Raw genomic sequence first — 14620 nt, forward strand, 5'->3', positions numbered from 1 at the left:
GTACCACATCGCTGCGCGATGTGCAAGCGAACTGCCCCGCTGCGCGGGGCAGTTGCGCAACCCGCTCCGCGGGTTGCGAACCCCAGGGCTGCGCCCTGGGGTTGACGGGCGGTTCGCTTCGCTCACCGCCCCGGTGAAGCCGGGCCAACTCCTTCCGCTTCGCTCCAGGAGTTGAGGGGGGCCGGCCCGCGTTGCGGGCCGGTGGGCCCCGCTGTGCGGGGGCCAGGTCTGGCGGGATATCAAGTGCAGGTGATTCGGCTTCTTGTAAGAGAGTTGACGGGTGCTTCGCACCCGTCTGAGAGTGTGTCCGCTGCACTCCCCCACCCTGGGGCCCTTCCGGCTGCGCCTCCAGGGCCTGAAGCCCGCTACGCGGGCTTGGCTGGCTACGGGGAGAGGGGGTCGCTCGTTCGTGTCCTGGTTTTGGTGCAACGCATCATCGGTTTGATGCAGCATGTAGAGTTGGTAGAAATAAGGGATACGCTCTGGCTGTGAGAGGACGGGACTCATGTCAGTCTACAAATATCTTCCGTCTGAAATAGCGCGGCTCGGTGTGACGAGAAAGGCCACAGGGCTCGCCCTCGGCCGGGTGCAGACGCATGTGCGGCTCTCCCGGGAGCGCGAGGAACGTGCACGCGGAGGACCAGCGGAGGTCCTCAGCCTGAGTGAGCTGGCGATCGCCGTGTGGGAGTGCGCTGAATGGGAGCGTATCGCCCACGTGATGACGGCGCAGCAGATGCCTGTCTATGCACCGGGACAGGATCCGCGTGTAGGCCGCTGTGAGGAGCAGCGGATGCAGCGTGTGGCCGTTGACATAGCTGCTGCAGAGCAACACGGTGGGGCGCCGGCCGGGATGCTGTGTCATCGGGTCTACCGGATCGCTGCCCAGCAGGCCGGCTCTCCGGACGAACCGCGCCTCACCGTCCACATGATGGCCTCTTCCCTCAGCGAAGCCGCCCACCGGGCCTGGACCGTCTACGGACGCCCAGGTACCAGCAGGGCGAATACCGGATTACCTCGGTCGAACAGGTCCTTCCCGAACCCGGAGAATTGTTGTGATCCAGCTTCGAGAACATCAAGTAGAAGCAAATTCAGGCATCCGTAAATGGGTGGGATTCCCTGCAAGATCATCCGTCCCGACCCAGGGAGCACGTGCCACCGTCGTGTCAGCGACCGGCTCCGGGAAGACGATCACTGCCGCCTCGGCCGCGCTGGACAACTTCCGGAACGGGCGGATCCTCGTCATGGTCCCCACTTTGGATCTTCTGGTGCAGACCGCACAGGCGTGGCGCCGGGTCGGCCACAACGCGCCCATGGTCGCGGTCTGCTCCCTGGAGAAGGACGCGGTCCTGGAGCAGCTCGGTGTCCGCACGACCACGAACCCGATCCAGCTCGCCCTGTGGGCCGGACACGGGCCCGCTGTCGTGTTCGCCACGTACGCCTCCCTCGTGGACCGTGAGGACGTCGAAGCGATGGGCCAGCGGAAGGTTCGCGGGCCACTGGAGGCCGCTCTAGCGGGCGGAGAGCGGCTGTTCGGACAGCAGATGGACGGGTTCGACTTGGCGGTTGTGGATGAGGCACATGGGACTGCTGGGGACGTCGGCCGGCCCTGGGCCGCGATCCACGACAACCAGCGTATCCGGGCGGACTTCCGGCTCTACCTCACGGCCACACCGCGGATCCTGGCGGCGGTCCGGCCGCAGAAGGACAAGGACGGCCAAGAGCTGGAGATCGCCTCGATGGCGAGCGACCCGGGCGGGACGTACGGCGAGTGGATTTACGAGCTCGGGCTGTCGGAGAGCATCGAGCGGAGCATCCTCGCCGGTTTCGAGATCGACGTGATCGAAATCCGCGACCCGGAGCCAGTGCTGGGGCTGTCGGAAGAGGCGCTGCGGGGCCGGCGCCTGGCGCTCTTGCAGACCGCGCTCCTGGAGCACGCGGCCGCGAACAACCTCCGCACCGTCATGACCTTCCATCAGCGGGTGCAGGAGGCCGCCGCGTTCGCGGAGAAGCTGCCCGAAACGGCGGCCGAGCTGTACGCGACCGAGGCGTCCGACAAGTTCCTCGAAGACGCGGCCGCACTGCCGCCGTCCTCGATCGACGCGGAGTTCTACGAGCTGGAGCCCTACCGGCACGTGCCCGCTGACCGGGTCTGGGCGAACTGGCTGTGCGGGGACCACCTAGTGGCCGAGCGGCGCGAGGTCCTGCGGCAGTTCGCCAACGGCATCAACGCGGCCGGGAAGCGCGTACACCGGGCGTTCCTGGCGAGCGTTCGCGTCCTCGGGGAGGGCGTCGACATCGTGGGCGAGCGGGGCGTGGAGGCGATCTGCTTCGCCGACACCCGCGGCTCCCAGGTCGAGATCGTCCAGAACATCGGCCGGGCGCTGCGCCCGAATCCAGACGGCACCACAAAGGTCGCCAGGATCATCGTGCCGGTCTTCCTGGAGCCCGGCGAAGACCCGGACGACATGGTCGCCTCCGCCAGCTTCCGCCCCCTCGTGGCCGTCCTTCAGGGGCTCCGCAGTCACTCGGAACGTCTGGTGGAGCAGCTCGCTTCCCGGGCCCTGTCGCGTGGGCGTGAGCAGCGGCGCGTCCACGTGAAGCGGGATGCTGACGGGCGCATCATCGGGGCCGGGGAGCCCGAGGGCGACGGCGGGGACCAGGAACAGGAGAGTGAGGCTGCCGTTGAATCGGCGCTGCTGCATTTCTCCAGCCCACGCGACTCCGCCACGATCGCGGCGTTCCTGCGCACGCGGGTGTACCGGCCGGAGTCCCTGGTGTGGCTCGAAGGTTTCCAGGCCCTGCGCCGGTGGCGGGCCGAACACGAGATCACCGGCCTCTACGCCGTCCCCTACGACGTTGAGGTCGAGGTCGGGGCGACGAAGGCGTTTCCGCTTGGCCGCTGGGTCCACCAGCAGCGGAAAGCGCTGCGGGCCGGGGAGCTGGAGCCGCGGCGCAAGGAGCTCCTGGACGCCCCGGAGGCCGGGATGGTGTGGGAACCCGGCGAAGAATCCTGGGAGACCAAACTCGCCGCACTCCGGTCCTACCGGCGGGCCACCGGGCACCTCGCACCCCGCCAGGACGCCCTCTGGGGCCAGAGCGAAACCGAGGGCCTGGTGCCCATCGGACAGCACCTCGCCAACCTCCGACGCAAGGGCGGCCTCGGGAAAGACCCCGATCGCGCCGCGGTACGGGCCGCGCAGCTGACCGCCATCGACCCGGACTGGAACTGCCCCTGGCCGCTGGACTGGCAGCGCCACTACGCCGTGCTGCGCGACCTGGTCGACGCCGACGGCACCCTCCCCGGCATCCAGCCCGGCGTCCTCTTCGAGGGCGACGACCTCGGGCGCTGGATCGAGCGGCAGACGAACAACTGGCCGCAGCTGTCGACCGAGCAGCAGGAGAGGCTGTCCTCGCTGGGCATCCGGCCCGCGAAGCGGCCCTCTGCGGCTCCGGCCCGGAAGGGCGCGGCGAGCGGTCCGGGCACGGTGTCGGCGGCCTTCCAACGCGGTGTGGTGGCCCTCGCTCAATACGTCCAGCGCGAAGGCACACACACCGTCAGGCGGTCGCACACCGAACGGATCGTCATCGCCGACCAGGAGCACAACGTGAAGCTCGGCATCTGGGTCTCGAACACCAAGAGCCGCCGAGACAAACTCACCGGACCCCAACGGGCCGCCCTCGCCGAACTGGGCGTCGACTGGGCGTGAACAAGCAAGACCTGATCTAAGGGGTGTCGGGCCCAGTTACACACAGCTACTCTGACAGTTCTGTGCGCAAGGGGGGTTCATGCGTTTTGAGCAGCGGATGTATGCACACATCAAGTTCTTGGGGCTGATGGCTGAGCTCTACGAGAACGAGTTCGAAGACTTCTTTCACCGCCTGATGTGCTCGCGGTATCCCGACTTCGTCGACGTACGCACCGCAGGACGCCTCGGCGACATGTCAGCGGACGGCCTCAGCCTGCATTCCCGCAAGCTGTACGCCTGCTACGGCCCCCAAACGGTCGATCCTTACGAAATCAAGAAAAAGCTGACCAAGGATCTCTCGGGGGCGGTCGAGAAGCGCAGCGGTGAGTTCGACACCTTCGTCTTCGTGCACAACGACCGGCGAGGTGTGCACCCTGTCGTGGCGTCCTTGTTGGCCGAAGCGCGTGACAGCATGCCCTCGCTTCAGTTCGAGCAGATGGGCAGTCGGCGCCTGTGGCAGGAGTGCATGCAGCTTCCGCTGATGGCTGCGGAGGATGTGCTTCGGTGCGAGATACCCATCAAGGACACGACTTTCGGCGTCGGGATGGAGGATCTGGCCCCGCTTCTGAAGCAGTTACAGGACATCCGTGCCGAGTCCAACCCGCTGATGTCCCTGCCCGACGTGCCGGTGGAGAAGCTGGACTTCAACCGGATCGAAGGAGCGGATCGTGAAGACCTCCTCCGAGGCATGCGTCAGAGCTACCTGGTGGACGCGTTCTACGCCGGCACCCGGAGCGAGCTGGAGCATGACGAGGTGGCGGAGGGCTTCCGCCTGTACTACCAGCAGGTGCGTCGCGACTACAGCGACGCTGACGACGTCCTTTGGCAGCTCAAGATGTACTTCCTGGGGAACGCCCAGCCGCGACCGAAGGTGCTGCGCGCCGCCCTTGTGGTGCTGGCGCACTTCTTCGAGCGATGCGACATCTTCGAGACGCCGCCTGCCGGCTGGCAGCCCGGCATCGGGTTGACCGCATGATCACTCCGACGAAAGGGCTCGCTCCTGACCGCTGCCTGCTCGCTGTCGGCGCGCAGGTTCTCCTCCAGCTCGATGAACCGCGGACCGTCAGCCAGGCGTGGTCGAGGCTGAAGAGCTGGCGCGCCGATCAGGCCCATACCTCGCCGGTATCGTTCGAGTGGTTCGTTCTGGCCCTGGACATCCTCTTCGCCATGGGTGTGGTGGAGCTGGACCAGGACGTTCTCGTTGCAAGGAGTACGGATGCTGCGCCGTCTGAGCGCTGACGACGCCCGGTTCAAGACGGTGGATTTCTCACCGGGACTGAACCTGCTGGTCGCGGACACCACGTCGTCGTCAGCTGAGACCGACAGCCGTAACAGTGCTGGCAAGTCCAGCGTGATCGAGCTCGTTCACTTCCTTCTGGGGGCAAAATCCTCCGGGTCGCTGGCCACGAACAGGGCTCTGCGCCACATCACCTTCAGCCTGACTATGGACTGGCCGTGGCAGGACGATCCGCTCGAGGTACGACGGCGTGGAGACAGTCCCAAGGTCGTGTCGCTGAGCCGGGACGTATCCGGCGTGCCAGCCGACACGCTCTTCACGGACGGCCAGGACGTCGAGCTGCCCGTAGAGGAGTGGAATCGCGTCATCGAGCGGGACCTGTTCAGGCTGGATGGCGACCATCCCGGAGTGAGCGGTCGCACGCTCCTGTCGTTCCTTATCCGCCGTGTCTCCGCTCACGGCTTCAACGAGCCCACTCGGACGTTCTCCCGGCAGGCCGCCGCGGAGGCATCGTCGAACCTGGCCTACCTCTTGGGGCTGGACTGGCAGCTGGTCAACGGTTACCGCGAGCTCAATGCCCGCAAGGCGACCAGAGATCAGCTGAGGAAGGCCGTCAACGATCCCGTATGGGGACGGATCGTCGGGTCCACGGCCGACCTGAGGGGCCAGATCACTCTCGCCGAGGCACAGGTCGAACGGCTGCGAGCGCAGGTTGCCGCCTTCCAGGTTGTCCCTGAGTACGAGCGCCTCAAAGAACGCGCAGACCAGGTAAGCCGCAGAATCAAGCAGCTCGCCCAGGACGACGTGATCGACCAGCACAACCTCGAAGAACTCCAAGGCGCGGTCACCGAGACCACCGACGTCGAGGTGTCCTACCTCGAGCCCGCCTACCGCGAGCTAGGGGTCATCCTCAACGACCAGGTCCGGCGTCGCTTCGACGATGTCAAGGCGTTCCACCACTCCGTCGTACGCAACCGGCGCAGGTTCCTGGAGGAGGAGATCCAGGAACTCACCGACCGCCTGGCCGCCCGGCGTCAGGAACGTGCCGACCTAGGCGAGGATCAGGCTCGCCTCCTGCGCGAGCTGGCGGAAGGTGGAGCGCTGGAAGCGCTGACTGCCCTGCAGACAGCACTAGGGCGGGAGGAGGCCGCTCTCGGTGCTCTTCGCCACCGCTTCGACGCAGCGCAGGCCCTAGAGGCTAGCGCCCGCCAAATCACCGCCAAGAGCGTCGAACTGCAACAGGCCGTCGACCTCGACCTCCGAGAGCGCCGGCAGCAGACAGACGAAGCGATCCTGCTGTTCTCCCGGTACGCCCAGCGCCTTTACGGCGAGGGCCGCGAAGCCTATCTCGCGATCGAGGCCGGCCGCACCAGCCTCAACATCACGCCCCGGATCGACGCCGACGACAGCCGCGGCATCAACAACATGGTCATCTTCTGCTTCGACCTCACCCTGGCTGTCCTCGCTCACCGCCACGAGCGCGGCCCTGACTTCCTCATCCACGACAGCCACCTCTACGACGGCGTCGACGAACGGCAGGTCGCGCGAGCCCTGGCGCTCGCAGCCGAAGTGACGGAGGAAGAGCACATGCAGTACATCGTCACCCTCAACACAGACACCCTCAGCACCGCTGCCCAGCGCGGATTCAACCCCGGACCCCACATCCGAAGCCCCCGCCTCACCGACGACGACGAGGGCGGCCTCTTCGGCTTCCGCTTCAAAGCCACAGGCAAGGCAAAGGCATAACGAGCACCCCGCACCGACCGTGATAGCCGCCGGGAGTCTCTCGGCCGCCTCAGGAGCGGATATCGTCCCGTGTCGTCGTTTCCTGGAAGAAGGCGCGCAGAGGCTCGTCAATGGCCTGCTCACAGCTGCCGCAGTCGGCTGCGACGTCGAGACGTGGTGCGAGGTCCTCGGTGTCGTGGGGGGTGAGGATGAGCCAGCGCAGAACCACCTGCCGCAAGATCAGCCGCAGCTCACGCAGCTGAGTCTGCCTTTTGCTCTCCTCCTGCTCTTTGAGCAGGTCTCCGTGTACATACAAGGACCGTGCGTTGTATGCGTCCCGCACTGCCTTCGTGACGAGTTCGCGCAGCGCTGGGGGGAACAGGGCGGCCGTGCGAGTCTGCATCTTCTTGCTGATGCCGTCGTGCTTGTCGTTGGGACTGGCTATCAGGGCTTCCAGAGCGATGACGTAGTCCAAGTGCAGCTCGTCTACCTCTTGCTCCCATACTTCGTTGTCGCTGGGGGTGCGCTGGTAGGCCTGCAGCAGGTGTCGGGCGGCCCGTTCAAGCCGTCGGGCACGTTTCCTGGGCAATGTGCGGCCGCTGGTTGCGCCAGCCATGACGGCATCGATCCTGGCGGTTACCGCGGAGCAGAAGGCCTGCATCCGCGGCAGATCTGCCGGCGCGAGATGGAAGCTCCCCGTCTTACGGGCTTCGATTTCGACCGGGGTCCCGTGGCGACTCGCAATGGTCTCAATGGTGGTCGGTACGTCGTTTCGGTTCAGTTCGAAGTACCGGCCGCGCTCGACTCTGAACACGGCATCGACGTGCAACAGGTCTTCGCTCCACAGGATAAGGGGGAGCAGCGCTCTCCAGTGGCGGGCTTCCGGCCGAGGACCGGCGGTCTCGAACCAGTGGGTCCCTCTGCGGTCCGGCGTACGGTCAGGGTTCGGGGCATGGACGAAGGGCGCACCGATTAGAAGATCGAGGTCGAGCCCGCCCGGCTGCAAGCCATAGAGCGCGGGCATGGGGCCCAGCTGCTTCAGTTCGTCGGTGGTGAAGGTCTGCAGGGTGTAGTGACCCAGCGGAACTCGTGCACCTTCAGGAAGATCGCCGGTCAGCAGCAGCCAGTCCTCGGCACCCAGTGCCGGGGCCGTACAGAAGGCAACGAAACTGTCCGCGACCTCCTCCACCGACACAGTGGCTCCTCGGGCGATCAAACGGGTCGCGTCGCCCAGCCCGGATGCACCCAGAATCACGGACCATCGGGGCAGCCAGTCACCAGTGAGCTTTCCGTACAGGTCACGGTGCCCCGACACCGGCGCCGCCAAGGCCACTGCGTTGCTCAGGTCATCCCACTCCGGCCGCGCTGCAAGCGCTGCGTCAGAGACGGCCTGGGGAATGGAGGGGAGATGACGTGCCTGATCAAGCCAGGCGAGGGCGGCTTGACGTAGCTGGGAGGGGCTTTCCATACCGCACGAAACTAGCGCACCTCCGCTGTCTGCCCCGCTCCCCCTCTCAGCACTCCGGCCAGTTTGCCGCCCTTTCCGTGCGGGGCATGGAGAGGACGAAGCCGAGGCCTCGCCCGCCTGATCCGCGATGATCGAGCGAGAAGCCGTACAGCTGCCGTGCGTTGGAGGCCAAGGACACGCCATGAGTGAGACCACGGCGTGGCGGCCTCCGCCGTCGCGTCCCAGCCGTACAGGCACGCGGCCAGGGAGCAACACTAGGCATCCTCACGGGCGACCTGCCGGGCGAGGACGTCGCGGTCGATGTACAGGTTGACGGCGGCGACCACCTCCGCCAGGCCCGTGTCCCCGTGCACACAGCACATCCCGCGCGCCGCGACCGTATGCCCGCGTCGTCTGCGGAGCGCCGTTGGGGGCGCGACGCTGCTCGTCCCGATTCGGCGACTGCCGGACACGAGTCCGTCCGGAAGACCCCGCATCGCGAACGTCGGATCGGGATCACCGGATCGGGGGAAGGTCCCCGAACTCCCGTGCCCTCCCACAGGGCAGAAGGGTTGAGGTTGTGGCATGGGCTCGATGCGGTGCGGGGAGGACCGGGGTGTCGGCGGTGGCCGGGACGGCAGCGGCCGTTCAAGAACTCGACGAGGACCAGCGCGCGGCACTCGACGCCTGCGTGGTCGCGGCGCTCGCCTTGAGTAGCAGTGAGGGCGAGGCACAGGGGCGGATGCGGCTGCTGATGGAGTGCCAGGGGCGCTACGTGCGCTCGTTCGGGGTCCTTGAGCAGGCACCGTCGTACGAGGTGTTCGCCCGTCGGCTCCGCGGAAGCCGGGTGGCCGACCTTCTGCCGGGACGACCCAAGGGATCAGTGCTCGGCAAGCTGTGCCTGCTCGATGACGACGGCATGCCCAGCTCGGCGCTGCACCGGCTCGCGGTGGAGGCCTCTGAACACGGCCACCAGGCCCCGGTGGAATCCGCACTGCTGCACTTCTCCTCCCCCCGCGACGCCGCCACCATCGCCGCTTTCCTCCGCACCCGCGTCTACCGACCCGAATCACTGGTATGGCTCGAGGGCTACCAAGCCCTCCTCCGCTGGCGGAATGTCAACGGCATCACCGGCCTCCACGCGGTGCCCTACGACACAGAGACCGAGGTCGGCGTCACGAAGGCGTTCCCGCTCGGCCGGTGGGTCCATCAACAGCGAAAAGCCCTCCGCGCCGGCGATCTCGACGATCACCGCAAGGAGCTCCTGGACGCATCGGAAGCCGGAATGGTCTGGGAGCCGGGCGAAGAAGCGTGGGAGACGAAGCTCGCCGCGCTGCGGTCCTACCGGCGGGCGACCGGGCATCTCGCGCCGCGTCAGGACGCGGTATGGGGCGAGGGCGAGGCGATGGTGCCCATCGGGCAGCACCTCGCCAACCTCCGACGCAAGGGCGGCCTTGGCAAGAACCCGGAACGGGCCGAGGCGCGGGCCAAGCAACTGACCGCGATCGACCCGGACTGGGACTGCCCGTGGCCGTTGGACTGGCAACGCCACTACCGCGTCCTCGCCGACCTCGCCGACACCGAAGCCGGCGGCGTGCTGCCGGCCATCGCACCCGGGGTGCTGTTCGAGGGCGACGACCTCGGCAAGTGGCTTCAGCGGCAGAAGAATCCGGGCAACTGGGCGCAGCTGTCGACCGAGCAGCGCGAGCGGCTGACCAGGCTGGGTATCAAGCCCGCTGAGGCGCCATCTCCGACTCCGACAGCAACGCGCGCGACGAAGGGCCCGAACAAGGCACAGCAGGCGTTCCAGCGCGGCCTTGCGGCCCTCGCGCAGTGGGTGGAGCGGGAAGGCGCGGACCGGCCGGTACCGCGTGGGCACGGTGAGCCGATCGCGGTCGACGGCGAGGCGGAGCCGGTGATCGTGAAGCTGGGCGTATGGGTCTCGAACACCAAATCGAGGCGGGAGAAGCTCACCCAGGAGCAGCTGGACGCACTGCGGAAGCTGGGCATGGACTGGGCATGAGTTCCGGCGGAGGGTTGCCTGCCGTGTGCCGGGAGGCAACCCTCTACGGCGTGGGGATCCAGAGACCGCTAAGGCACCATGCCTGGGTGGACATAGACATTGCGAGGAGCAGCTCAAGCGGTTCGCCGGGCTCGGACCGTCATATTGGCTTGGTGAGGTTCGGGCTGGGCCGGTAGTGGGCGACTCCTGCGTAGGACATCCCCAGTGAGGTGGTGAGGATCTTAGCGTCGAGTTCATCGGCGAGGGTGAGCAGGCGAGTAGAGCGCAGGATGCGGGGCCGGAGGCCGGTAGGGGCGAGGGTGTCGCGGATGTGAGCGGCGCCGGCGGGGCCGTGGTGGGTGCGGGTGAGCCGGGTGACGAGCAGGTGGGGGTTGTCCGAGCCGAGTTGGTGTCGGTGTTCTTGGCAGCGTTGGAGTGCGGTCCAGGTCGCGTCGTCGAGCGGGATGGCCAGGGATCTGCCGGGGAAGTGGACGCTGTGGTGATGGGGGTTGATCCCGGTGTCAGTGAGCTGGCGCAGCTCGGTGATGGTTGCTGCGTGGAGCAGGGCGGCGAGGCCGATGAATGCCTCGTGCGGGTGGATGTCGTGGTGGGTGGTCCACCGCTGGTACAGGGTGCGCTGTTGGGTCAGAGTGAGGGTGGGGCCGTGAAACCCCCTGTGCTGTACGGCGGTTATGGGGTCGGTCGGGTTGTGGAGGATGACTTTGGCGTGGTGGGCGTACGCGAAGAACTGACGCAGTCCCGCGAGTCGGGATGCGCGGAGGGCCGGGTTGAGGGCCAGGAAGGATTCCATGTGGGCGGTGGTGACACTGGCCCAGTTCGTGTGGCCCTCGGTGTGGAGGTGGAGGGCCAGGTCGCGGACGGCTGCGAGTCGGATCTCGATGGTTATCAGCTGGTTGGGCCGTAGCCCCAGGTGTTCGGCTTGCTCGCGCTGGAGCAGGAGGAAGGCGGCGAACTTCTCGGTCTGGGAGCGCAGAGGGGCGGGTGTGGACTCGATGCGGCGGGATCGGCGTTCTGTTGCTCGTCTGTCGGCGAGGCGTGGGGGTGGGGGTGGGTCGAGGTGGCCGTGGGTGCGGAAGAAGTCGGTGAGCGCTCCGACGAGTTCGGGGGCATCGCTTTTGGCGCGGGCGAGGAGGCTGCGGGGGTCGCAGGACTCGGCGTGGAGGAGCAGGCGCGCGGTGGTGGCGATGAGGTCGGCCGCGTAGATCGGGTGTCGGTGCGCTGCGAGGTGTGCGGCGAGGCCGCTCCACCAGGAGGGCGGGGCGGGCATGCGCTTGGCCCAGCCGGCCGCGCGGGTCAGGACGGTGTGGGGTGAATGCTCGTAGCAGCGCTTGCAGAGGCCTTTGGCCCACTGGCCGCTGGTTCCGCATTGCTCGCAGTGGGCCGGGGGCGGGGCGGCAGCGGGGTCGGTACAGGCTCGGCAGTGCTGGGTCGCCGCGTCGAGGGCACGTCGGCGTCCGCAGTGCTGGCAGGGGCCCCGAGCTCGTTGTCCTGCGGATCGGCGTCGGCATGCCGCGCACAGGTCCTGGGCGGAGCGCCGTGGTGCGCCGCAGAGGGTGCAGGTGCGTGAGCACCAGGGGCAGCGGCCGGTGTCGGGGTGCAGCCAGCGCAGTCGGTGGCAGGCCGGGCAGTTGTCTTTGACACGAGAGGGTGTGGCACGGGTGGTCGTGGGCGGGTCCGTCGCGGGGTGTGCGGGGCGGGGTGCGGTCACAGCGGTGGCAGGGATCGGTGGCTGGGCACGGGCTGCTGTCGAGGTGGTGGGGTGGTGCGTGGTGTAGGTGGTGGGGGTATGGCGGGCTCGCCGACGGTAAGCAGGTCGCCTGGGGTGCAGTCCAGGGCGGCGCACAGGGCGGCCAGGGTGGAGAGCTTCACCTGGGAGGGCTGTTTGGTGAACAGGGCGGACACCGATGCCGCAGACAGCTCGAGGCCGGCCCGCTCGGCAAGCAGGCGGCGCAGTTCGGTGCCGGTCCAGATACCGCGCTGTGCCGCGGTCATCCGAAGTCTCCACTCCACCTGCGGTGGCGGGGTCACGGGCTCGACGGCGTGCAGAGGGGGTGGTGTGGTCATGGGTGTCCTGCCCTGGGGTCAGCCGGCCAGGCTAGTGACGGCGGTCGACGTGGCGCGGCGCCAGGCGTCTTCGACGAAGGTGAGCGAGGGCCGCACGTAGGCCATCGTCGAGGCGATGTGCCAGTGACCGAGGAGCTGCTGGACGGTGAGCAGGTCCATGCCCCTCTCGTAGTGGTGGGTCGCGCATGCCCGGCGCAGATCGTGCGGGGTGAACCGGTCGTCTGCGGGGCGGCCTTCCAGGTCCAGGAGGTGGGAGAGGCGGTCGCGTACGGTGTCCGGCTTCAGCGGCTGGCCGTGGGCGTCGCAGAACAGCGGGGTGGTGTCGGGGAAGAAGGGGCGTACGTCTCCCAGGTACCAGGCGAGGATCTGGTCCAGTCCGTCGAGCATGGGTGCCCATCTCGGGCGGGGTCCCGAGGTGTTGGCCGCCTTGCCGAATCGGACGTGGAGCTTGCCTGTCGGGCCGAGTGCGGGATGGACGTCGCATTGGTCGAAGCGAATGGCTTCGCTCACTCTGGGAGCGGAGTGGTAGAGGGTGCGCAGCAGTGCGTAGTCCCTTGCCGCGGCCGGGTAGTCGGACGTAGTGGTCAGGCGCTGGCGGGCGAAGGCGAAGAACGCGGTGAGGCGCTCGGCGGTGGGCGGCAGGGTGCGCGGGGTGTCGTCGAAGACATGGCGCAGCCGGTTGAACCGGTCCAGCGGGTTGGCCACCGGGGTGCCGTACAGGGTGCGGATCTCGGTGGCGTAGCGGGCCTGGACGAAGGTGAGGAACGTGCGGAGCATCTGCAGGTACTGGCGTCTGGTCCCCGCCGCCCGCCCCGCCACCACCAGGGAGTGGAGCATCGCGTCCACGTCGGCCGGCTCGATCTGCCACACCGGCCGGTCATAGTGGTCCAGCACCCGTTCCAGCAGCGACGTGTAGCAGCCGATCGTGGTGGGAGCGAAGCCTCTCGCTGTCCATGTCGAGGCGAATGCCTGCACGCAGCGGGCCTGGAACGCCCACACATCGGGTACCTGCCCGGCCTCGGGAGCAGCGCCGCAGAGCCCGCCCTCGACCAGCCGAAGAAACGGCTTCCCCGCCACACTCCACCACCAACCAGCAATGACTCTTGGTTAAGGCGGCACCTGAACAACCCCTGTGCCACCGAATCCATCAACGAGACAGCTGCAGAAAAGCAACCCCCACCTCACGAATAACCCGGTCATCCACACCACGGCACGGGCAAGCGCTGTGCCTCGTCCAGTACCAGCACGCGGGGCTGCCTCAACGCGTTCACCAGCATCAGGTCGGCCTCCCCCGCCCCGCGCGGCAGACGCCTACCCAGCTCGAGGGCATCCGCGAGCACCCGCCGCAGCTCGGGAACCGTCGAGTGCACACCGACATGGACCCGACGGACCCGGGCCGGGTGCGGCAGCTGGGACAAGGCGTACTGCAGCGCGACGGTCTTGCCCTGGCCAGCGTCGCCGTACAAACACACCACCGCCCCCACCGCGGCCGCATGCGCAACCGTCCGCAGCACCGACCGAACGGCAGGTGTGTGCACCACCTGGGCATCCGGGACCAGGACCGGGACCTGCGCCAGGTGCTTCTGCTCCCGCAGAAACACCTGCCCACCCACGCCTTTCTCAGCCACCACGTTCAGGCCCAGCTCACTGAGGGGATCCGGCCGGCGCGACCCGGCCACCTCAGGCTCCCGCCCGGTCAGCAAAGCCCGCCCCGCCCGACGGTCCCTGCGGATCACCCGGCACAACGTCGACATCGACGGAACTGGCACCCCACCTCCGGCAGCCACCAGCCGACGCCTCAGCTCCGAGACATTGCCCCCCGCCTCACCCAGCAACGCCCACACCTCGTCCGACACCGCATACCCCTGCCGGACCGGCGCCTCCACCTGCCCGGTCGTCTTGGCCTGCTCCAGCCAGCGCCACACCGTACGCTCGGAAACACCCACTGTCTCAGCGACCGCACGCACATGCCGCGTGGCCAGCTTCCCCACCTGCTGCCGCTCCAGCAGACGACGCACCACCAACCCCCGGGGCAGCACAGACCCACGACCGGCCCTTACCTCTTGATCCACCCCACAATCACACCGACCGGGCCAACCTCAGCGCATAAGAACTCTCGAACCTGAGACAACATCAGCTGCCATGCGATAAAGCCCCACGACAGCGATCCCACCCATCAATCTCTCACCTCATGGCAGCGGCCTGCCCACCCATAAATAGCCGCTGACCAGCCCCGTAACAACCCACCCCTGTACCAGCGCGACCGACTCTCACCACCACCGACACCAAACCGAGAGATCGCACTTGGGCGGTGCACCCCCGTCGCGACAATCAGGGCAGCGAACTTTCCTGATTTCGGAAGGAGTTGTCTGTCCCAG

Annotated in this window: 9 protein-coding genes and 1 pseudogene; 5 read left to right on the forward strand and 5 right to left on the reverse strand. The window is 67.6% G+C overall.

All coding sequences use genetic code 11. From position 1 onward, the window contains the following. The first annotated feature begins 1052 nt into the window (after positions 1-1052). The 4 genes from OG210_RS32605 (at position 1053) to OG210_RS32620 (ending at position 6729) form a co-directional block, all read left to right on the forward strand. Positions 1053-3707 carry a Helicase associated domain protein gene (locus tag OG210_RS32605; protein ID WP_331719757.1) on the forward strand — a complete coding sequence of 885 codons (2655 nt, stop codon included), beginning with the start codon at positions 1053-1055 and terminating at the stop codon, positions 3705-3707. A 79-nt stretch (positions 3708-3786) separates the two neighbouring features. Then, complete coding sequence (locus OG210_RS32610; protein WP_331719758.1) at positions 3787-4722, forward strand: ABC-three component system protein; 936 nt, start codon at positions 3787-3789, stop codon at positions 4720-4722. After that, entirely contained in the window at positions 4719-4985 is a 267-nt protein-coding gene (locus OG210_RS32615) for an ABC-three component system middle component 6 (RefSeq protein WP_331719759.1), read from the forward strand. The genes OG210_RS32610 and OG210_RS32615 overlap by 4 nt, the downstream gene beginning before the upstream one ends. Further along, positions 4963-6729, forward strand: a complete 1767-nt coding sequence (locus OG210_RS32620) for an ABC-three component system protein (protein WP_331719760.1) — start codon at positions 4963-4965, stop codon at positions 6727-6729. Before OG210_RS32615 ends, OG210_RS32620 begins: the two co-directional genes overlap by 23 nt. A 49-nt stretch (positions 6730-6778) precedes the next feature. On the opposite strand, the gene OG210_RS32625 is transcribed toward OG210_RS32620, so the two are convergent. After that, on the reverse strand, positions 6779-8176 hold the full coding sequence (locus tag OG210_RS32625) for a hypothetical protein (protein WP_331719761.1): 1398 nt from the start codon (positions 8174-8176) through the stop codon (positions 6779-6781). Between the two features lie 955 nt (positions 8177-9131). Between OG210_RS32625 and OG210_RS32630 the strand changes: the two are divergent. Then, positions 9132-10178: pseudogene (locus OG210_RS32630) on the forward strand (helicase associated domain-containing protein); the annotation flags it as partial. A gap of 139 nt (positions 10179-10317) precedes the next feature. Here the strand turns inward: OG210_RS32630 and OG210_RS32635 are convergent. From OG210_RS32635 to OG210_RS32650, 4 genes are all read right to left on the reverse strand, one after another. After that, positions 10318-11445 (reverse strand): hypothetical protein, encoded by a 1128-nt coding sequence (locus OG210_RS32635; RefSeq protein WP_331719762.1) that lies wholly within the window; start codon positions 11443-11445, stop codon positions 10318-10320. 437 nt (positions 11446-11882) lie between these two features. Continuing rightward, positions 11883-12170: a helix-turn-helix transcriptional regulator gene (locus OG210_RS32640; protein ID WP_328336003.1), complete on the reverse strand. Its 288-nt coding sequence runs from the start codon at positions 12168-12170 to the stop codon at positions 11883-11885. A 90-nt stretch (positions 12171-12260) separates the two neighbouring features. After that, on the reverse strand, positions 12261-13319 hold the full coding sequence (locus OG210_RS32645; protein WP_331719763.1) for a tyrosine-type recombinase/integrase: 1059 nt from the start codon (positions 13317-13319) through the stop codon (positions 12261-12263). A gap of 119 nt (positions 13320-13438) precedes the next feature. Then, on the reverse strand, positions 13439-14260 hold the full coding sequence (locus tag OG210_RS32650) for an ATP-binding protein (protein WP_371540669.1): 822 nt from the start codon (positions 14258-14260) through the stop codon (positions 13439-13441). Positions 14261-14620 lie beyond the last annotated feature (360 nt).

The organism is Streptomyces sp. NBC_00466, assembly GCF_041433995.1.
GTDB lineage: Bacteria > Actinomycetota > Actinomycetes > Streptomycetales > Streptomycetaceae > Streptomyces.

Bases quoted from the DNA above. Each gene is read 5' to 3' on its own strand.
- OG210_RS32620 (WP_331719760.1), top strand. From the start codon at position 4,963: ATGCTGCGCCGTCTGAGCGCTGACGACGCCCGGTTCAAGACGGTGGAT.
- OG210_RS32615 (WP_331719759.1), top strand. From the start codon at position 4,719: ATGATCACTCCGACGAAAGGGCTCGCTCCTGACCGCTGCCTGCTCGCT.
- OG210_RS32625 (WP_331719761.1), bottom strand. From the start codon at position 8,176: ATGGAAAGCCCCTCCCAGCTACGTCAAGCCGCCCTCGCCTGGCTTGAT.
- OG210_RS32610 (WP_331719758.1), top strand. From the start codon at position 3,787: ATGCGTTTTGAGCAGCGGATGTATGCACACATCAAGTTCTTGGGGCTG.
- OG210_RS32635 (WP_331719762.1), bottom strand. From the start codon at position 11,445: ATGCCCGCCCCGCCCTCCTGGTGGAGCGGCCTCGCCGCACACCTCGCA.
- OG210_RS32640 (WP_328336003.1), bottom strand. From the start codon at position 12,170: ATGACCGCGGCACAGCGCGGTATCTGGACCGGCACCGAACTGCGCCGC.